13 protein-coding genes and 1 pseudogene are annotated in these 20,622 nt (G+C 73.6%); 7 read left to right on the forward strand and 7 right to left on the reverse strand.

Annotated elements, in window-relative coordinates:
* Positions 1–325 (forward strand): PhoH family protein (locus PUR61_RS34795; protein WP_329883535.1); only part of this gene is annotated, 325 nt, incomplete at its 5' end.
* Between the two features lie 228 nt (positions 326–553).
* Here PUR61_RS34795 and PUR61_RS34800 read toward each other — a convergent pair.
* Entirely contained in the window at positions 554–2,935 is a 2,382-nt protein-coding gene (locus PUR61_RS34800) for a M4 family metallopeptidase (RefSeq protein WP_443034412.1), read from the reverse strand.
* Positions 2,936–3,644: 709 nt separating this feature from the next.
* Entirely contained in the window at positions 3,645–4,031 is a 387-nt protein-coding gene (locus tag PUR61_RS34805; RefSeq protein ID WP_329883537.1) for a hypothetical protein, read from the reverse strand.
* Between the two features lie 1,143 nt (positions 4,032–5,174).
* Here PUR61_RS34805 and PUR61_RS34810 point away from each other — a divergent pair.
* The gene (locus tag PUR61_RS34810; RefSeq protein WP_329883538.1) at positions 5,175–6,977 is read left to right on the forward strand and encodes a sigma-70 family RNA polymerase sigma factor; all 1,803 of its coding nucleotides are present in this window, start codon (positions 5,175–5,177) and stop codon (positions 6,975–6,977) included.
* A gap of 35 nt (positions 6,978–7,012) precedes the next feature.
* Positions 7,013–8,683, forward strand: a complete 1,671-nt coding sequence (locus PUR61_RS34815) for a hypothetical protein (protein WP_329883539.1) — start codon at positions 7,013–7,015, stop codon at positions 8,681–8,683.
* Positions 8,684–8,906: 223 nt separating this feature from the next.
* Here the strand turns inward: PUR61_RS34815 and PUR61_RS34820 are convergent, their stop codons facing one another.
* The 5 genes and pseudogenes from PUR61_RS34820 to PUR61_RS45615 form a co-directional block, all read right to left on the reverse strand.
* A complete protein-coding gene (locus PUR61_RS34820) occupies positions 8,907–10,049 on the reverse strand; it encodes an extracellular solute-binding protein (protein WP_443034411.1) in 1,143 nt (380 codons plus the stop codon).
* A 125-nt stretch (positions 10,050–10,174) separates the two neighbouring features.
* The gene (locus PUR61_RS34825; RefSeq protein WP_329883553.1) at positions 10,175–12,811 is read right to left on the reverse strand and encodes a SpoIIE family protein phosphatase; all 2,637 of its coding nucleotides are present in this window, start codon (positions 12,809–12,811) and stop codon (positions 10,175–10,177) included.
* A gap of 394 nt (positions 12,812–13,205) precedes the next feature.
* Positions 13,206–14,171, reverse strand: a complete 966-nt coding sequence (locus PUR61_RS34830) for a WxL protein peptidoglycan domain-containing protein (protein WP_329883540.1) — start codon at positions 14,169–14,171, stop codon at positions 13,206–13,208.
* 63 nt (positions 14,172–14,234) lie between these two features.
* Positions 14,235–15,434 (reverse strand): RICIN domain-containing protein, encoded by a 1,200-nt coding sequence (locus PUR61_RS45610; RefSeq protein ID WP_443034413.1) that lies wholly within the window; start codon positions 15,432–15,434, stop codon positions 14,235–14,237.
* Positions 15,435–15,443: 9 nt separating this feature from the next.
* Positions 15,444–16,214 (reverse strand): annotated as a pseudogene (locus PUR61_RS45615) (family 43 glycosylhydrolase); the annotation flags it as partial.
* A 389-nt stretch (positions 16,215–16,603) separates the two neighbouring features.
* Between PUR61_RS45615 and PUR61_RS34845 the strand changes: the two are divergent.
* The 4 genes from PUR61_RS34845 to PUR61_RS34860 all read left to right on the forward strand — a co-directional run bounded on the left by PUR61_RS34845 (position 16,604) and on the right by PUR61_RS34860 (position 20,578).
* Entirely contained in the window at positions 16,604–16,744 is a 141-nt protein-coding gene (locus tag PUR61_RS34845) for a hypothetical protein (protein ID WP_329883541.1), read from the forward strand.
* A gap of 98 nt (positions 16,745–16,842) precedes the next feature.
* Positions 16,843–17,586 (forward strand): hypothetical protein, encoded by a 744-nt coding sequence (locus PUR61_RS34850; RefSeq protein WP_329883542.1) that lies wholly within the window; start codon positions 16,843–16,845, stop codon positions 17,584–17,586.
* A 16-nt stretch (positions 17,587–17,602) separates the two neighbouring features.
* Positions 17,603–19,111, forward strand: a complete 1,509-nt coding sequence (locus PUR61_RS34855; RefSeq protein ID WP_329883543.1) for a serine/threonine-protein kinase — start codon at positions 17,603–17,605, stop codon at positions 19,109–19,111.
* A 168-nt stretch (positions 19,112–19,279) separates the two neighbouring features.
* Entirely contained in the window at positions 19,280–20,578 is a 1,299-nt protein-coding gene (locus tag PUR61_RS34860; RefSeq protein WP_329883544.1) for a hypothetical protein, read from the forward strand.
* The last annotated feature ends 44 nt before the right edge of the window (positions 20,579–20,622 follow it).

A 20,622-nucleotide genomic window follows, 5' to 3' on the forward strand; every position in this document is an offset into this window, starting at 1 on the left:
CCGGGGGATGCTGGAGGTCCTGCCGCTCACCCACATCCGCGGGCGTTCCCTGCACGACGCCTTCGTGATCGTGGACGAGGCGCAGTCGCTGGAACGCAACGTCCTGCTCACCGTCCTCTCCCGGATCGGCCAGGGCTCACGGGTGGTCCTCACCCACGACGTCGCCCAGCGCGACAACCTCCGGGTCGGCCGCCACGACGGCGTCGTCGCCGTCGTCGAGAAGCTCAAGGGCCACCCGCTCTTCGCCCACATCACCCTCACCCGCTCCGAACGCTCACCGATCGCGGCCCTCGTCACCGAAATGCTGGAAGGCCCCGACATCTGACCGGCGCGAGGAGGGACCGTGTCCGGGTGGCGATGTGCCGGCGCCGGTCGGTCCCTCCCGCGGATCGGCCCCGGGCGAACCCGGTACTCCCCCGATACGCCCCCGGGTGTCCGCCGCCCGGTGGGCGGCGGACACCCGGGGGAAGCCGCGGTTTCCCGCGGTCCTCCGCTCGTGCGCGGACCTGACGTGGGTCCGGGGACCGGCGCTCCCACCGGCCCGGCGGGTCGGTCAGTTGCCGAGGGTGACCGCGGCGTCGTCGATCAGGAACGTGGTTCGGGCGGCGAGGTCCTCCCGGCCCACGAACCGCACGTCGACGTACTGACCCGCGTACGAGGACAGGTCGACGCTCTTCTCGACGTACCCGGTGGTCGCGTCCAGGTTGGACCAGGTGGCGAGCACGGTGTCGCCGACCTGGACGGTCAGCTTGTCGTAGGGAACCGTCGTGGTTTCCTCGCTGGTGCTGATGTCCACCCAGAAGGACAGCGTGGCCCGGCAGCCGTAGGGGATGTGGACGGTCTGGGACAGCGTGTCGGTGCTGGTGCCGCCGTAGCCGTTCAGCCACGCCTTCCACGAGCCGCTGCGCGGCGGGGTGTAGGGGTTGGTGGAGTCGATGGTCCTGCGGTTCGAGGCCGTCCACGCGACGGGGCCGTCCTCGAAGCCGGGGTTGGCGAACAGCTGGGCCGTGGCGCACTGGCCGACGGTGTAGGTGATCCAGGAGAACGACAGGACGTCGTGGGCTCCGGTGGAGTCCGCGGCCGTGAGCGTGACGGTGCTCGTGGCCTGGGTGGTGGGGGTGCCGGAGATCAGACCGCTGGCGGAGTCGATCGTCAGACCGGCGGGCAGACCGGTGGCGGTGTAGGTGAGCGCGCCGGGGTTGCTGCTGGTGGCCTCGGTCCGAAGGTTCACCTCGGTGCCGGTCCGGGTGACCTGGTTGCCGGGATTGACCAGGGTGACGCCGGTGGTGATGCGGGGTCCGACGTTGACGGCGGCCCAGGCGTTGGCGGCGTTGCGGTAGGTGGGGCTGTCGGCGCCGTACAGGTCGGCGGCGGCCCGGAGGGTGGCGGTGCGAGCACCCGCGTAGTCGGTGGAGGAGGTCATGTAGGTGCTCAGCGCCCGGTACCAGATGGTCGCGGCGACGTCGCGTCCGATCGGGTTCACCGGTCGGCCGTCGGCGGTCGGGGAGTCGTAGGTGACGCCGTCGACGATCTTGGTGCCGCTGCCCTCGGAGGCCAGGTAGAACCAGTGGTTGGCCGGGCCGGAGGACCAGTGGACGTCGGTGGAGCCGATGCCGGAGTACCAGTAGTCCTTGGAGGCGCCGTCCTTGGAGGGCTTGTCCATGTAGCGCAGCGGCTTGCCGTCACCGTCGATGTTGATCTTCTCGCCGATCAGGTAGTCACCCGGGTCGGCGGGGTTCTTGGCCCAGAACTCCACTGCGGTGGCCATGATGTCGGAGGTGGCCTCGTTGAGGCCGCCGGACTCGCCGCTGTAGATCAGGCCGGCCGTGTGGGAGGTGACGCCGTGCGTCATCTCGTGGGCGGCGACGTCGACCGAGGTGAGCGGGTTGGCGTTGTAGTCGCCGTCGCCGTACGTCATGCAGAAGCAGACGTCCCACCAGTAGGCGTTGACGTAGCCGTTGCCGTAGTGGACGTGGCTGGTGGCGGCGACTCCGTCGTTCCTGACGCCGTTGCGGCCCTGGACGTTCTTGTAGTAGTCCCAGGTCAGTTGCGCGCCGTAGGCCGCGTCGACGCCGGCGGTCTGCGCCTGGTCGGGCCGGCCGTTGCCCCACACGTCGTCGGGGTCGGTGAAGAGGGTGCCCGTGGCCCGGTCGTCCTCGCTGTGCTCCAGGTCGTACGTCCGGTGCCCGCCACGGGTGTCGTCGGTCATCGTGTGGGCACCGCCGGCCTCCTTGGTGCCGATGGCGACCTGGCCGGAGTACTGGCTGTTGCCGGTACCGTTCCTGACGTTCTGGTAGTCGAACAGGTGGGCGCCGGTGGCGGCGTCGGTGATGACGTGCAGCTCCGCCGGGGTGCCGTCGTGCTGCATGCCGCCGACGACGCTCTCCCAGGCCGGCACCGGCCTGCCCGACGCGGCCCACACGACCTTGCGGACGGACTCGACCTTCGCGTTCGTCCCGCCCTCGGCCTCGGCGCGCTCCAGCGCGCGGGCGTTGGCGGTCTCCGCGGTGACGGTCGCGAGGGCGGCGGTGACCGCGATGGGCGCGCTCGTCGCCTTGTCGACGCCCTTGACGGTGCCGTCGGCCGCCGTGTGGACGACCAGGTCGCCGCCGAGCACGGGGAGTCCGGCGAAGGCGCGGTCGTACCGGGTGTGCAGCGTGCCGTCCGCGTCCTTGCTGACGGACTTCGGCAGTAACTCCTCTTCCGCGCCGAGGCCCAGGGCTTCGGCGGTGGCGGAGCGGCGCGCCAGGGCGTCGGCCACCATCGAGGCCTGCTCGTCCGGGTTCAGCGCTGCGGGCAGGGCGCCCGCCCGGGCGGCGGGGCCTCCGGAAGCGCCCTGACCGGCGCCTTCCCGCTGGACGGCGGTCACGGTGGTGGCGCCCGATCCGGCCGTGGCGGCGCCGGCGGCGCCGCCGGGCAGGACGACGGCGATCATGGCGGCGCCGAGCAGCAGCGCACTCACGCCGGACGGTTTGTGGGGGGAACGTGTCAACGGAACTCCTCGTGGGGCCGGCCGACAGCGGACTCGACCGAAGCGGGACCGGACGAGCCGGACGGAGGGCGTCCGGGTCGGCGGCCGAAACGACGGCACGCACGCAAGTGCCCTTTGACAGAAGGGCATTGATGGGTGCGGCAGGTTGGAGGAAGCATGACATGTTTGCGCGAACATTGTCACCATGGCCATGCGGACCGACTGAAGGGCGAGCGTCGGCGGGCGGCGCGCCCCGCCGGCAGCCCTCCCGGGGCGGCTCGCCGCCCCTGCCGCGACCGCCCGACGGGGCAGGCCAGGGGGCACGGGACGAGCAGGTCCGGCCACCCGGCGTTCGCGCGGGGAGAGTTCGGCGCCGCGGCGTCCACGGGAGGCCGGGGCGCCCCGGCCGCTCCGGCCGCCGGACCCGGGGGGAGCCTCGGTGACGGCTTCGCAGGGGAACGTCCGGGGTCGCGGTGAGGACGGCGGTGAGCACTACCCCTGACGCATGGTGAATCCTGTTCCTTCGCGTTCGGACATGACCCGCACACGGGCGCGGTCCGGGCATCCGCGACGGGGCCGCGCGGGCCGCACGCAAAGGGAAGGCCGGATCAAGACCCCGGACGCGCGCGAAGCCGGCCGCGATCGGATCTCGCGGCCGGCGGCGGGCGTACCGTCAGCGAACCGTGACCACGTCCCTGACCGGCGCTCCGTGGGAGTGCGAGGACCGCGCCATCTCCACGACCCGCCCTCCCGCCTCCTCCAGCCTCCGGATGGTCGCCGCGGCCACCGCGTCGTCCAGGGAGAACACGAAGGGACCGGGGATGAGCACGGTGTCGCAGACACCCGCCTCGACGGCGCGGGTCAGTGCGGCCAGCGCCGCCAGGGGCTCGGTCGACCGTCGGCCGTTGTCCATGAACAGCGTCGCCTCGCCCAGCCCGGAATCGACGGAATAGCGTTCGAGGAGCTGCCAGTAGTCGAGCATCAGCACCGCGTCGCACGGGTAGCACCGAAGATAGATGGCGGTGGGCCGGCTCACAACGGGCCGAATTCTCGTGGCCATGACTTTCTCCCTCGGGCGGCGCCCGGTCATCGCGGGCGAAATCTCTACTTCCAGCAAAGCCCGCAGGGGCGAGCCGGTCCAGCACCACGGCCACCCAAGTTCACCCTGGTTCGCCGAACCGTAGGTACCCCCCTCCGTAGTCGTGGGTAGTCCGGGCCGCCGGGGCGGCGTGTCGCCGCGGCCGTCCCCTGCCGGGGCCGTGTCGTTCACTCCGCACGAGGGCCCGACTACCGACCGTCATGCCGCGCCGTGGCCGACCGCCCCGGACGACGTGCAGCTCGTCGCGGGCAAGGGCGGACCCGGCCGCCCATGCCCGCCGATTCACCCGGGGGGGCGAATCCGGCCCCTCGCTCCCGCCTCGGTATTCCCGCCTGGAATTCACCACACACCGGCATCCTCGTCGAATCCCGCGCACCGGGCGGGTTGCCCGAGAACCGGGGTCGACGAATTCCGGGCGCGCCGGGCACTTCCCCAACCGATCGCCTGCCGAATCGGGCGGAAATCGGCTCGTCGGTCGCCACGGCCCGCCGCCTGCGGCCCCCGCCAACGCCTGCCGTCGACGCCTGCTGCCAGCGCCTGCCCGAGCGACGGGGCCGAATCGCGATGCCTGGTTCCGACGGATCGTGAACACCCTGCCGGACTCCTCGCGTCGGCTTCGCGGCCCCGGCCTCCGCACGGCATCGCCCGCCTGTCCGGCAGTCGACTCCCGGCTGCCGGACTTGACGACGACACCGAGCCGACGATGTTATAGCCCCCCGACCGTCCGAACCTGTTCTTTTCTGATGCTTCGCGTTCGATTTGCCCACTCAGCCGCCGTCGCCGCGACAGGCCCCGGTACCCCGCCCCGCCCGCCGGGTAACGATCGCGCAACGCAGCGGGACGCCGGCGGCGGTCCCGACTCCACCTGTTCGAGTCCCCTGGTTCCGAGGAGTGTGCTGTGCCGTCCGACCGTGTCGTCGATGTCAGAGGCAGCGTGACGCACTGCGGCACAGCGCTCGACACGGTGCGGACGGTCGCCGGGCGGCCGCGCGTCCAGAGGGCTCCGGTCCCTCCGCAGCTCATCGGCGCTCCGACCATCAGGGCGGGCCCTGATCCGTCCGCCCCACGATCCGCCGAACGCCCGCACCCTCCTCAAGGACCACCATGCCCCAGCCGCCGCACCCGGCCGACGACGCTCCCGAGCCCACCCCCCGCCGCGGGACGGCCGTCGAGCCCGGCCCGTCCCCGTCCCCGTCCGGTTCCGACACCGATTCCGACGCCGGCCTGATCGCCCGACTGCGGGCCGGGGACGACAGCGTCGTGGGGACTCTCTTCGAGCGCCACCACCGTGCCGCGCTCGGCTACGCGCGCTCGCTGGGCGGCATGGACCACCGCTCCGAGGACCTGGCTAGCGAGGCCTTCGTCCGAACTCTGGCCGCCGTGCGGGCGGGCAGCGGGCCGACGGACAACTGGCGCCCCTACCTGCTCACCGTCGTCCGCAACACCGCGGCGGCGTGGGCGACGAGCGACCGGCGCTCCTTCCCCACCGACGACGTCCAGGACTGGGCGGACGAGGCCGATCACGCCCCCTCCCCCGACCAGATCGTCGCCGCGTCCACCGAGCACGAGCTGATCGTCACGGCGTACCGCTCCCTCCCGGAGCGGTGGCGATCGGTGCTGTGGCACTCGGTGGTCGAGCGGCGCCCGACGGAGGAAGTGGCATCCCTGCTCGGTCTCTCGGCAAGCGGACTCTCCTCGCTCGCCGCACGCGCCCGGGAGGGCCTGCGCACCGCCTACCTGTCGGCGCACCTGTCCACGGCGCAGTCGGCGGAGTGCCAGGTCTACGCGAGCCAGCTCACCGCACGGGTCCGCGGAACCTCGCAACGGCGGCCCAAGGCCCTGACGCGGCACCTCGACGAGTGCCCGGCCTGTCGGCGCTGCGACGAGGAACTGCAGGACGTCAACCGGAGATTGCGCCTCGCCGCGGTGGCCTTCATCGGACCGTGGTCCGGCGGCGAGGCGTCCGTGCCCACGCTCGCGCCACACACCGGGTCCGGCCACCCGCCCGCCCCGCAGCCACAGCACGCGCCACCCTCCACCCCGCGCACGGGCACGGGCACCAGCACCGGCAAGGCGGTAGCGGGCGCCCTGACGGCCGGCGCCACCGTCGTCGCGGCGATCGCGCTGACGCCGTACCTCGCATCGCCGCAGCCGGAACAGCCCGCAGGTGCGCGGCCTCCGGTCCTGTCCTCCACTCCGGCGGACGGTGCCGCGAGCCGCCCGGCCGTCCCCGCGGACCCGACCCCCGCGACCGTCCCGGTCCTCCCGGTCGCCTCGTCGCCGACCTCCCCGCCGGCCCACGACCGGGCGACGCGCGCACCGGACGCTCCGGCGTCCCCCGCCACGGCGGCGCCGCCGAGCCCCACCACCCGGACCGGATCCCCGTCCGCGACGACCAAGCCGCCGGGAAGCGTGGCCGCGACCGGGCGGGGCGGAGGGCTGTCGGCCAGTGTGTACTCGGCCTCCACGCCACCCGCCACACTTCCCGGGGACCGTCGGGTCCGGCTGCGCCTCGCCGCGACGGGGAACTGCGGCGAGGTCGAGGACTCCGAATCGACGGCCGGACTTCCGTACCTGATGCCGTGCGAGGCGTCGGACTACCAGTTGTGGATCGTGCGCGCCGACCGGTCCGGCGGCACCCGGCTCATCAGCGCCGTGAACGGCGCCTGCCTGGAATCGGCCGGGACCGTCGGCGCCGTCGTCTCGCAGCAGACGTGCGGCGAGAACGCCCGCCAGTCGTGGCAGGTCGTCGACCTCACGGGCGGGGAGAGCGCTCTTCGCCATCGTGCCTCCGGGCTGCTCCTCGCCTCGCAGGGCACCGGGAAGGTGGACGAGACCCTGCGGCTGCGATCCGCCGACTGCGACACGGATCCGGTGTGCCGGCCGAGCACCGCCTTCCGGCTGTGAACGCCGACGCGAGGCCGCTGTCACCAAGGACCCTCATGTCATCTCCACTCAGGCCGCTCAACGACACGGAACCCGGCGGGATGCCGCCCTCCTCGTCCGCCCGGCGGGCCGTGGCCAGGGAACGGACGCTCAGGTACGGCGACGTGGTGCTGGCCTACGCCGGAGAGCTGTGCGCGACCCCGCGGGCCGCGCACACCCTGGCGACCGACGTCCTCGACGGGGCGGTCGACAGCGCGCCCCGCGAGCAGGCCCGGAGTTCGTCCTGGATCTGCCTCCTGCTCGGCGAGACGAGGCGGCTCGCGGCCGACTGGGCCGACACCGGGCGGGGTGACGACCTGTCACCGGACTTCCGGGCGTGGCTGTCCGCCCGCAGCACACCACACCGGAGCCACCGCGACGCCGTCGCCGCCGAGGAGGAGAGTCCGCTGCAGGCCGCGCTGGCACAGCTCACGGACCTCCCGGCCGCGGAGCTGTGGCAGGCGCTCGCCCCGGTCACCGGACCCGACCGGACACCGGCGGCATCACCGGGCCCCTCCGAGCGGGCCCGCAGGATCCTCGCCGACGCGTACATCCGCATCCACGCCGTCGGCGCGCCCGAGCGCCGGTGCCGCCATCTGGCCGCCCTGATCGCGGAAGCGGCCGACACCGACACGGCTCCCTCGATGGGAACTGCTGCCCACCTGGCCCAGTGCGGCCGCTGCCGCGGGGCACTGGGCGATCTTCGGGCGATCCACCGTTGGGAGGGCGACCACCTGCGAAACGGCCTGCTGGCGCGCTTCGGGCCCGCCGCCGACGCACGGCCGGAGCCCGTGACCGCCACCGCGCCCGCCTCCTCACCCGCCCTCGCGCCCGACCTCTCACCGGACCTCTCGGAGCCGACGCCTTCTCCGGAGTCGTCGGACGAGATCGACATCGGCCCCGCCCACCGCCATGCCTCCAGGCCGGCCCGGCACACGGCCCTCCGCCGCCGAATCGCCGTCGGCGCCGCCGGTGTGGGAACGGTCGCGCTGGCCCTCGGGCTGGCGATGGCCGACAACACGCGGGCGGGTCACGTCACCGAGCCGCCGACGGCCGACCGGACTCCGGTTGCTGCGGACGACGTCGAACCGGGGCCGACGGAGGCGAGCGTCGAACCGCTTCCACCCGCGCCCGAATCGCCACCGGCCCAACGGACGCCGAGCCCGCGCAGGTCCAGGACCGCGTCCGCGTCGCCCACCGCGAACACCGGCCCGTCCGCCGGTCCGTCGCCGTCCGCGACCGCCGCCCCGGTCTTACCGAGCGGACTCGACATACCCGGTCCGCCGAGCACGCCGTCCGCCCGGCCCTCCACCACCGCGCCGTCCGCCCCGCCCTCGACGACGCCCTCCGCCCCGCCCACCGCCAGGCCCACCGCGCAGCCGTCCCCCTCGCCCTCGGCGACGGAGTCCTCGCCGGCACGTGCGCTCCGGCTGGGCGACAGCGGACCCGAGGTGGTGCGACTGCAGAAGCTGCTGGTGAAGGTCGGATGCGCACCCGCCGATTCGGCGTTCGAACGCGGCCGCTTCGACGCCGCCACCGAGCGAATCCTCATCGGTTTCCAGCAGGCCGCCGGCATCCGCGGTGACGAACGCGCCCACGCGATGTACGGCGCCCGGACGAGAGCGGCCCTCGAACAGTCGGCGGCAGGGCCGCGGTGCCGGGCCGGGCAAGCACCGCAGGACGGTTGACGCAGCGGTAGACGCGGCTGCGCCGGTCGCGGCCGGCGCAGCCGCGCGTTCCGGCCCGGCCGGCGGGTCGGCCGCCGTCGACGAGGTCGGTCGGCCGCCCCGGCGTGGGCGCGATCCCGTCGACGACCGTTCCGGGGCCGTTGCGGGACGTTCGGCCGAAGGCACCGGTCGGTGAGGTGGGGGCACGACCGCCCGGCACCACGGAGTCCCGGCCGGACCGGCGTCACCGGACGGGAACGTCCTTGGCCCAGTTCTGCCGGACGTACTGCAGTGCCGTGTTCAGCTGGGCCTCCGAGGGGAAGGCGGGCGTGCCCTCGACCGTCGGCAGCTTCGAGGCGAGGGACTTGTCGAGGGTGCCGTTCTTCGCCATGCTCTCCATCAGGACGGGACGCGCGAAGTCGACGAGCCTCAGGTTCTGGCCCTCCGGGCTCGCCAGGTACTCCGCCCAGAGGCGGGCGGCGGCCGGATGCGGGGCATCCTTGTTGATGGCCTGGGCGTAGTACTGCGAGAAGCTGCCGTCGAACGGGATGGAGACCTGCCAGTCGACGCCGGTTCCGGCGAGCTCCCGGGTGTGCGAGAGGTTGAGGAAGTCCCACTCGATGCTGATGGGCGTCTCGCCGCGGGCGATCGCGGCCGGGTTGGGGTTGGCCCGGTTGTAGTTGCCGACGGCATCGAGTCGGGCGAAGAAGTCGACACCCGGCGCGACGTCGTCGAACGAGCCCCCGTTCGCGAGGGCCGCCGCGAACACCCCGGCGAAGGCCGACCCCGCGGTGGTGGGGTTGCCGTTCAGCGCGACCATGCCCTTGTACTCGGGCTTGAGCAGGTCGGCGAACGACACCGGGCAGGTCCGGACCCGGTTCGCGTCGCAACCGATCGCCACGTAGCCGCCGTAGCTGTTGTACCAGCGGCCGGCGGCGTCCTTCTGCGGGGCCGGGATCCGGCCGAACGCCTCGGGCTTGTACGTGGCCAGCAGACCTTCCCTCGCCGCGGACTGGGCGAAGGTGTCGCCGAGGTCGAGCACGTCGGGTGCACGGTCCTGGCCCCGGTAGCGCTTGATGTCCTCGATCTCCTCCTGGCTGGAGCCGAACGGGTTGTCGACGACGACCTCGATCCCGTACTTCGCGGTGAAGCCGTCGATCAGACCGCCGTAGTTCGCCCAGTGCCGCAGCAGCGTGGTGGCGTTGAGCCTGCCCTCCGCCCGGGCCGCCGCGACCAGTGCGTCCATCCCGCCCGCGTCCCGGGCCGAGACGGACAGGCCCGGCTCCACCGGTGCCCGGTCGCCGTCCCCGCCGCAGCCGGCGAGGCCCAGCGCTGCCAGGCAGCCGCAGACGGCGAGCACGTGAACGCGGCGGGGTACGCGGGCCACGACGCCTCCTGAGGGGTTCAGCGGTGACGCGATGTGCGCGCCTTCGAGCCTACTCGGCCGCCCCGCGCTTCTCCGCCCGCTCCCGCACGGGCCGAGGCGCCGAGGACCGTCGCACTCCGTAACGGTCAGATCTCCAGATCGTCCCACTGGCCGAGCAGGGCGTCCTCCGAGAGCTCCTCGGCCGGCGCACCGCCGGTGAGCGACTGGGAGGTCCAGATGGTCTTGCCCCTCGGCGAGTAGCGGGTCCCCCAGCGCTCGGCGTAGCGGGCGACGAGGAACAGGCCGCGTCCGCCCTCGTCGGTGTCCGCCGCCCGGCGGATGTGCGGGGCGGTGCTGCTCCCGTCGGAGACCTCGCAGACCAGGGTCTGGGTGAGGAGCAGCCGGACGTGGATGGGCTCCGCGCCGTACCGCACGGCGTTGGTGATCAGTTCGCTGAGGATGAGCTCGGTGCCGAAGCCGATGTGCTCCAGGCCCCAGTCGGCCAGCCGGCGGGCACAGGCTCTGCGCACCGGGCCCACGGCCTCGGGGTCGCTCGGTACGTCCCATTCGGCGACGCGGTCCCGCGCCAGGAGCCGGGTCCGCGCCACCACGAGGGCGACGTCGTCGACGGGCCGTGCGAGCAGCATCGACTCGATCACGCTGTCGCAGGTCTCCTCCGGAGGGCGGACCGGCCCGCCGAGCACGTCGTCCAGCGCGCTCATGGCGGCGTCCACGTCGCGGTCCCGGGCCGCGAGCAGGCCGTCGGTGTAGAGGACCAGTCGGGAGCCCTCGGGCACGGCCAGTTCGACGGCCTCGACGGGCATGCCGGCCCCGAGGCCCAGCGGAGGGGAGACGGGCGGGCGCACGAACTCGACGGTGCCGTCGGGGTGGGCCACCGCCATCGGGAGGTGGCCGGCGGTGGCGGCGCTGACCCGTCCGCCGACCGCGTCGTAGACGGCGTAGAAGCAGGTGGCTCCCGTCATCACCTGGGAGCTGTCCGGGCCGTCGCCCTCCTCGCCGTCGATGCGGGCCACCAAGTCGTCCAGGTGGCCGAGCAGTTCGTCCGGCGGGAGGTCCAGGGCCGAGAAGTTGTGGACGGCGATGCGGAGCCGGCCCATGGTGACGGCGGCGTGCAGCCCGTGGCCGACCACGTCGCCGACCACCAGGGCGACCCGGGCGCCCGGCAGGGGGATCACGTCGAACCAGTCGCCCCCCACGCCCGCCTGCGCGGGCAGGTACCGGTGGGCCACGTCCAGGGCCTCCTGATCCGGCAGCTCCCGGGGCATCAGGCTGCGCTGGAGGGTCGCCGCCATCGTGTGCTCGCGGCTGTAGCGGCGGGCGTTGTCGATGCAGACCGCGGCCCGGCCGCCGACCTCCCGGGCGAAGGCGAGGTCCTCGTCGTCGAACGGCGGGGAGTTCTGCGTGCGCCAGAAGTTCACCAGCCCCAGCGTCACGCCGCGGGCCTGGAGCGGGACCACCATCAGCGAGTGGATCCCGTAGTCGAGGATCTGCCGGGCGCGTTCGAGGTCCTGGGTCCGCCAGCCCGTGGTGGCCACCAGGTCGGGCTCGATGACGGCCCGGCCGTCACGCACGCTCGCCGCCATGGGTGTGCCCGGCGCGAAGTCGATCAGCCGCCCGACGGGGTAGAGCGGGTGGTCCTCCGCGAGTCCGGCGACGGCGCTGCGGCGCAGCTCGGTGGTGGCCCCGTCCGGGGCGTCGCCGTGCAGCACCGGGTCCTGCAGCTCCACGGTGGCGATGTCGGCGAAGCCCGGGACGGCGGCCTCCGCCAGCTCCTCCGCGGTCCGCACCACGTCGAGCGTCGAACCGATCCGCATCCCGGCGTCGTAGAGCAGTCTCAGCCGCTCCCTGGCCAGCTCCGCCCTGCCCGCCAGCACGCGCAGCTCCGTGGTGTCACGCAGGGTGACCACGCTGGTGCCGTGTACCCCGGTGGGCGTGGTGGGCCGCTTGTTGAGGGACAGCAGGCGGTCCGCCGCCAGGTGGACCTCGTCGTCGGCGATCCGGTCCGAGGCCAGGAGCTCGGCGGTGTCGGCGTCGAGCCCGATGGCGTCGATCCGGCGGCCTTCCGCGTCCGCGGGGAGGTCGAGGAGCCGGCGGGCCTCGTCGTTGGCCAGGAGCAGGCGGCCGCTGTCGTCGGTGATCAGGACGCCCTCCCGCACCGCGTGCAGGACGGCGTCGTGGTGCTCGTACATCCGGGTCATCGCGGCCGGGCCCAGCCCCCGCGTCTGGCGTCGCAGCCGACGGCTCACCAGGGCCGCGCAGCCGGCCGCGAGAGCGGCGGCGACCCCCGCGCCGATCAGGAGGACGGGCAGCTGCCGGTCCACCGAGTTCTGTACGGACTCGACCGTGACCGGGGCGGAGACGATGGCCACCACGTTGCCGGCGGCGTCCTTGACGGGGACGGCCGACACCACCGAGCGGCCCAGCGCACCGTCGAAGGTGCTGGTGAAGGCCCTGCCCTCGGCGGCCTCCGCGTACGGGCCGATGACGTGCTTGCCCAGCTGCGAGGTGTCGCTGTGCGTGAGGGTGGTTCCGTCGAGCCGGTACACGATGAGCGCGTCGATGCCGGCGGCCGTCCGGGCCTCCTCGGCCAGCGGCTGGAGGGTCGCGGTGGGGGTGTCGCCCTCCAGGGCTTCCAGGAGCCCCGGCGCATGGGCGAAGGACTGGGCGGCGGCGAGGGTGCGGTGCCGGGCGTCGGTCAGGGTGGCGCGCTGTGACTGGACCACGAGGGCCGCCACGGCGGCGGCGACCAGGAGCACCACCATCACGAGCTGGAGGAGGAAGACCTCCCGGGCGAAGCTGTGGTCGGCCGCCCTGCCCGGCAGCGGAGACTCCGGCGCGGGGTCGCCCCGCGCCTCGCCGCCGTCCTCCGCGGGCCGCCCGTGATCGGCGGCGGTCCCGGGCACACCGGCACCGCCGCCGGTACGGACGCCGGCCGGACGGCTCCCGTGGCTACCGCCCACACGAGGGTTCATAGTCCCTATTTATCCTGCTTTGTCACGGTGCTGGCAAGGAGTGACCGCGCGGGAGCCCCGGAACGGGCCAGACGGTCGCACTGTCCTTCGCCTCCGCAACCCTCCGTGACGAATCGCTGCGGCTCGCCGCCCCGGCTCCGCCGTCGGCGGCCCGGTACCGGCGCCGGGCGGGCCGGCGAGGGGCTCACGCGGATGCGGGTGCGCCGGACGCCTGCCCACGGGCCGCCGCGCGCCTGCGGCGCCTGACCAGCAGGACGGTGAACCCTGCGCTGAGAAGGGCCAGGAGTCCGGCGAGGATCCACGGCACTTCGAGGAAGTCGTCGGATCCGCTGGCCCCGACCCCGTTCGCGGTCGCCGTGACCGTGACGTCGCCCCAGCCCGTGGGCGCCCCCGGCCAGGACTCCGTCACCTGCACCTTCTCGCCGGGGAACAGTTCGGCCGGGACGTTCGTCAGCTGCCTCGTCGTGGGCCCTCCGGCGAACACTCCCCCGACGTGGAGGGAGGCCCGGGGGTCGAGCTTCACGTTCCCGGTGTTGTGCAGGGTGTAGGACACGGTCGTGCTGCTGTCGCCGGTCCACGGGATGCGCGGGTTGTCCGCGGTGACGTGCAGGTCCTCGACCGCCAGGGCCGGCATCTGCGGTCCTTCGACGCGCAGGTAGATCCGGGCTCCGACGCCGCGCTGGACACCGATGTAGGAGCCGGCACCCGGTTGCACCCGGTCGTCGACGGCCACGAGGGCACCGACGTGGTCACCGGGCGAGGCGTCACCGGGGACCGTCAGGGTGAAGCCGACCGTCACCGCGGCGTGGGCCGGGACCGTCACGACGTCCTTCTCGGGCTTTCCCCAGGTGCCGACGTCGCGCTGGGTCTCCTCGCGTCCGCGCACCGCCAGCCCGCCGTCGCGCGGCGTGTTGTAGGCGTCGGCGACGTGGAGGCGCAGGGTCAGCGGGCCGTCCGTGGTGTTGGTGACGACGGCGCGATCGGCGAACGTCGTACCGGGACGCGCCGAGAGCTGGAAGGCCGTGCGCGGTGTGATCTCGGAGTCGGCCGGCTTGACCGACCATTCGCCGTTGTCCGCGGCCCGGGCCTGGAGGGGGGACAGCGCCGTCAGGACGACGAGGAGGAGGGTGACGACGGGTGCTCTGCGCATGGCTCGTCAGCTTTCGTGAGCACCGCGTGCCGGACGCCGGGGCGTCCGGCACGCGGGGCGCGATCAGAGGAGGGTGAGGGTCAGCGTTCCGGCGTAGTCACCGACGGGGGTGAACTTCGGAACGTCCAGGGACACGGAGGCACCGGCGGTGAACTCTCCACCGGTCAGGGCGCCGTCGGGGGCGGACGCCAGCGTCGCCCCGTCGGTGCCGATGACCCCGGGGCTGCCGGCCTGGCAGGTGCTCGGGCTCTCGGCCTTGGTCGCACAGGTCGGGGTCCAGCTCAGCCGCGCGGCCTCGATCCGGCCGCGCGGGCCGGTGAAGTCGGTGACCTTGCCGGTGAGCGACCAACCCGCCGCCCCGCCGCGGAAGTCCTTGACGGTCGCCGGGTTCAGGGTGCCGGTCGACGCGCCGCCCGCTCCGAAGGCGACCGGGGGGAGCCGGACGGCGTCGGTCGCGGCCGTCATGGTGAGCACGCCGGCGCTGACCGAGGTGCTGATCCGCTGGTCCACCTTTCCGGGGGTGCCGCCGCCGGGCGGGTTCGTCGGGTCGGTCGGGTCGGTCGGGTTCGTCGGGTCGGTCGGCGCGCCGACCTTGGCGACCTTCCAGGACTGGCCGGCACCGGTGCCGCAGTCCGACTGGACCAGGTGGGCGCCGGCCTGGGTGGACCCGTCCTTGACGTCGAGGCACTTGTTGCTGTGCTTGGCGACGATGCGGACGTTGCCGTCGCCGAGGCTCTCGAAGCGCCAGCGCTGGTTGTCCCCGGAGCCGCAGTCGTACTGCTTGACCTCGGCCCCGTTCGCGCCCGAGTTGTCCGAGACGTCGAGGCACTTGCCGCTGTGCTGGGCGAGCACGCGGACGTAGCCGTTGCTGTTGTCGGTGAACCGCCACTGGCTGTTCAGTCCGCTGTCGCAGGCACCCTGGACCACCACCACGCCGTTGTCGGAGACACTGCCCGGAACGGTCGCACACTGGCCGCTGCTCTTGGCGGCCATGGTGTTGAGCGGGTCCCCGCCCACGCCGCGGATCCGGCCCGTCGCCGTGTCGATCGAGACGTCGGTGTACCACGGGAGGATCATCGTCGTGGCGTCCGGGAACTCCAGCGGAAGCCAGACGTAGGTGGAGTCGTTGACCCGCTTCGGGTCCGACCACACACCCGCCCACCGGTCGCCCATGTAGAGGTAGGAGGTGGTCTCACTGCCCTCCACGGGCAGCACGAACGTGGTCTGCGACTGGTGGCCGTTGCTGTTGCCGACGTCCCTCATCGGCGTCCACGGCCCGGTGGGGCTCGGAGCGGTGGCGTACTTCTGCTGGTTGGGGTCCCAGTAGCTGGTCCCGGACGTGAGCATGAAGTACACGTCCCCGCGCTTGAACAGGGCGGGGGACTCCCGGTGGGCCCCCGGCCAGGGGTTCGCCACCAGGTCCTTCACCTGGGTGTAGTCGTCGGTGAGCTCGTAGATGTGCAGGTCGGCGTTGTTGTTCGCGGAGGAGATCATGTAGGCCTTGCCCGCGGCCCGGTCCTCGAACACCGTGATGTCACGCGACATGTGCTCGGCGCCCGACGCGTCCTTCGGACGGAACGAGCCCTTCCACTCGTACTGGCCGTCCACCGTGGACGAGACGGCCACCGCGGCCCGGGCCTCGGCGTAGGAGTCGTCGTTCTCCTTGTGCATCCACATCACGAACTGGCCGGTCTTGTCGTTGTAGAGGACCTTCGGCCGCTCGATCAGCGCCGTGGCCAGCTCCGGGGAGGATTCCTGGGTGAGCACGTGCCCCCGGGGCTCCCACGCCTTCAGGTCCTTGGAACGGTAGGCCGACACGTAGCGGAACTTGTTGTCCTCGCCGCGGTCCTCGCCGAACCAGTAGTAGTACTCACCCACCTTGATCACGCCGCCACCGTGTGCCTGCACCCCCTCTCCTCCGGTGTCCGGGAACTGGGTCCCGGGCGAGGTGCTGACGGGCGCGGCCTGTACGGCCGGCGCCCAGACCACGACCGACAGAAGCAGGCCAAGAAGGCCCGCGCAAACGGATCCCACTCTTTTCATGCAGGGTTCCTTGATGCCATCCGCGCGGTCCCGCGCCCAGGTCCAGCCGGAGTGACCTCAATCCGAACCGAACAGCAAGCGACACCGTTACACGGGAATCAACATATTGGGGGGTAGCCTGACTCCCCCGCAGGCAGGTGTCAACACAATCGCAACATGCTGGTCATCTCGTCGCATCATTGCGACCGAACTGCAATCAGGACCACACGGTCGGGCGGGCCCCGCAGGCCGCTGCGCCCTCCCGCGTGACGATCGATCACAACTGTTCGATAACGGCGCGGGTTTCCCGTGCAGGTCGGCACTCCTCCCTCATGATCCCGCCGTACCGGCAGGCCGCCGTCCGACGGCCCGAGACCGGAGCGGCCGCGCACCGAAGGAGAGCCACCCGCATGTCGCCCTTCCGCCACTCGCACCGGCCGGCCTACGGCGCCGGCGCCCACGCCGCCCCGACGCCGGCCGGGCGCCGAGTCCTCGCTCCGCGCGCCGGAGCGGTCGTCCTCGTCCCGGCCGGCCGAAGAGGGGCGTCGTGACCATCCGCAGGACGCCGGGCGAGCCGGGCTCCGCCGTCCTCGGCCGATGCGTGGCCCCGGGTGGTCAGACGGGCGGGCGTCCCTTCAGGCCGGGCCCGGTGGCACCCGGGCTCAGGCTCGTCGTCACCGACCGGTCCGCCGCCGCCCGGGAGGACCGGGAGGAGCGGGAGGAGCGGGACGCCCAGGACGAGCAGCGGCTTCGGCTGCACATCGGCCCCGGCGGGCGGTGCGGCCTGCGCTTCCCCCGCGCGGCACCCCCGCTCCCGAGCACCACCGACGAGAGCACCGCGCGAGCAGATGCGGACGACCGCCTGCCCGCCGAGCACCGCCATGCCCTGACACAGGTCTTCAGCGCGGCGCGGAACCACGACCTCGCCCTGGCCGTCCAGCGGGTGGACAGCCTGCTCGTCACCGTGGCCGCGTCGTTCGGCCCGCGCCACCACGTCACCCTCACCGTGGCCCAGGTCCGCGCCGACCTGGCCTGGTTGTCGGGAGACGCCCGGTGCGCGGCAGGGCTCTGGACGCTGATCGCAGACGGATGGGCGCAGCGCGAAGGTCCGGCGAGCCGGCCGGCCCGCTTCGGTGCGCGTCAGGCGGCGGCGTCCTGGCGGGAGGTCCCCGACGCCGAGGCGGCCGCCTCCGGGGCCGCCCTCCTGGCGATGCTGCTGACCGTCGTCCCGGAGCCGGAGTCCAACCCCCTCGTACGCGCGGTCCGCCGCCGGATGAGCCTGATCGGCGGCGGGAGCTCTCGAACCCCGGGGTTCGGCGAGGCCACCGGTGGCCTCGCCGCTCCGCCGCAGCCCACCACCGGCGGTCCGTCCCGGAAGCCGCCCACCCCATGACCCACGAGGAAGCCGCATGACGAGGGAACCCGGGGCGGTCGGCGACGTCGTGGCCGGCCGTTTCGAGTTGAGGCAGCGCCTCGGGTCCGGATCGATGGGGACCGTATGGCGGGCTCACGACCCGGTGCTGGACCGCGACGTCGCGGTCAAGGAGATGCGGCCCGGCCGCCACGAGGACCGGGGGCGCGTCGCCCACATGCGCGAACGGGCGATTCGCGAGGCCAAGGCCCTCGCCAGGCTCAACCATCCCCATGCGGTCACGATCCACGAGCTCGTGGACGGCCACCCGTACCCGTGGCTCGTCATGGAGTTCGTCGCCGGCGTCCCGCTCAGCGACCTGCTGCACGAGCGTACGCTGACGCCTGCCCAGGCCGCCTGTACCGGTCTCGACGTCCTGGCCGCCCTGCGTGCCGCGCACGCCGCCGGAGTCCTGCACCGCGACGTGAAGCCCGCCAACGTCCTGATCCGCCCCGACGGCAGGGCCGTCCTCACCGACTTCGGCATAGCCGACCTGCGTGACGCCCTCGACCTCACCGCCACCGGCGACCTCATCGGATCACCCGACTACCTCGCCCCGGAACGGATCCGTCCCGAAGCGGCCACCGTCGGACCGGCCAGTGACCTGTGGTCGCTCGGTGTCCTGCTGTACATGTGCGTCGAGGGAACGAACCCGATGCGGCGCGATTCGCTCTGGGAGACCCTGGTCGCCATCCGGGAGGATCCGCCGCCGCCCATGCGCCGGGCGGGCCCCCTCGCTCCGCTCGTCGGCGCCCTGCTCAGCAAGGAACCCGAGGCACGACCGACCGCCGAGGAGGCCGCCCGGACACTCTCGGCGGTCGGCGACGGGCGGCCGTACCGGCCCGACCCCGACGGCAGCGACCCCGAGGAAGGCTCCGGTCGTCGCCCTGCCGCGAGCACCGTTCGCACGCCCCCTCCGTCCACCGCCACCGCCGACGGCCGAGACGCAGCCGCCGAGTCCCGTACCACCGGGCCGACGGCGCGCCGGAGCCGAACGTCCGGCATCGCGCACCTCCGGGTGCCGGGCGTGCTGGGCGCCCTCGTCCTGGCCGCCGCCGTCGCCGTCGCCGTCGCCCTGTACGCGGCCCGACAGGGCCCGTCCGCCCCCGCCTCCGGCACCGCCGGCCCGTCCACCACCCCCCTCGTCTCCGTCTCCGCCACGCCCTCGGCGACCGGCCTGTGGATCGCCCAGCTCGCGGCGATCCCCCACGCCAGCACACCGGAGAGTCGCTCACGGGAACTGCTCGCCCTCCAACGGGACATCCCCGGTGCCAAGCTCCTCAACAGCGACGACTGGAGATCGCTCCAGCCCGGGTACTGGGTGATCTACGCCACCGGAACGTTCCAGGACGGCGACGCCGCCCTCGCGTTCTGCGCACGGCACGGCCGCGCCCGGTGCATCGGCCGCTACCTCAGCCAGGACGCCGGCGACTCCCGCTTCATCTGCCTGCCCAGGACGGGCACCCCGGCCCCGGAGCCCGACCCCGAAGGCTGTCGCCGGCCCTGACCTGCGGCGAATACCCCGCGCCGCCGTCCCGTTCCCGTGGGCGTCCGCGTTCCGGAGGCCGCCCTCGTGCTTCGGCGACGCCGCGGGAGCACACCGGATCGCGGCCCTCCCCCACGGGCGACCTGCGCCCACGGACCGCTGCCCACCGAGCCCACACAAGGGAGAACGATGAGAGAGCCGTCAACGTCCTGGAGCTCCTTCAGGCGCCGCGGCGACGTGCCGCCACCGGGCGAGCCGGCTACCGGTTCCCGTCCCGGTGAGGACGGCCGCACCCCCTTCACCGACGTCGCACGAACGGCCGGTCCGCTGGAGGGCGTCGTCCACCCGGAGGCAGCGCACGACCCCTCGCAGGAACCGGCCGGCCCGGCGCTCAGTTCCGTGCCCGAGACGTGCCGGCGGGAGATCCTGCGGGCCATGGTCCAGGCCGCCGGGCGACGGGAGATCCCCGCCGCGGACACGGCCGCCACCGAGGCCGCCACCGATCAGGTCGGCCCCGACCACGTCTGGCGTACCCGAGCCGCCCTGATCGCCGGTCTGACGTGCCGCTACGTCGCCGCTCTCCAGGCCTCCCCCGATGCGTGGCCGGACGGCCGGGTGCCCTCGGTCGAGCAGCTCGCCCCGTTCTGCGGCTCCTGTTCCTCCGAAGCCCCGACGATGGAGATCCCGGTCGTCCGGCCGGAGCAGGAGACCGCCGTCGTGATCCACCGCGGGCCCGCGGCTCCGCTCGCCGTGCGTCACCTGTCTCCGGCGGGCGGGACCGTCAGCCTCACCGGCCCGCGGCGCCGTGCGCGCGGCGCCGTGTGGTGGACGCTGGCGCTCTCGGCGAGCGCTCTCGTCGGGGGCAACGCGGCGGCCCTGCTGCACGAGAACCCGGCAGGCAGTGCGCCCCGGCCGGGGGCGACCGCCGCAGATGTCCCGCCCGACGACTCGACGCAGTCGCCCCGGCCCGAGGTGGGCCGCGACGAGGGAGCGGGCGAGAGCCAGGCCGCCACCCCGTCCGGGTCGCCGTCCGCGAGCGGGTCACCGTCCGCGTCCCGCCCGCCGGGTCCCACCACCCTGCGTCCTTCCTCCGGCGCGCAGTCCCCGACGGTCTCCGGCACGCCCGCCGCCGGGACGCAGCCGCCCGGGACCGGCTCCGCCGGGCCGGCTCCGAAGGGGTCGGCCGAAGCCCCGGCAGCGGTGCGAACCTCCCCGGCGCCGAACCCCACCGGGACGCGCAGGCCGTCCGCGGATCCGCAGACCGTCCGGCCGAGCGTCCCCGGGCCCGGCACCTCGACCGAACCCCCGGTGATCGTCCGGCCGAGCGTCCCCGCACCCGGCACCTCGACCGAACCCCCGGTGATCGTCCGGCCGAGCGTCCCCGCACCCGGCACCTCGACCGAACCCCCCGTCATCGTCCGGCCTTCCCCCTCGCCGAGTCACTCCGCGACGCCCTCGGCTTCGGGGCTCTCCTCCGACGCTCCATGAGCCACCACGGGCGGACGCCCTGACCGCCGGGCCCGGTCCGGTTC

This window comes from Streptomyces sp. BE20 (assembly GCF_036322525.1).
Taxonomy (GTDB): Bacteria; Actinomycetota; Actinomycetes; order Streptomycetales; family Streptomycetaceae; genus Kitasatospora.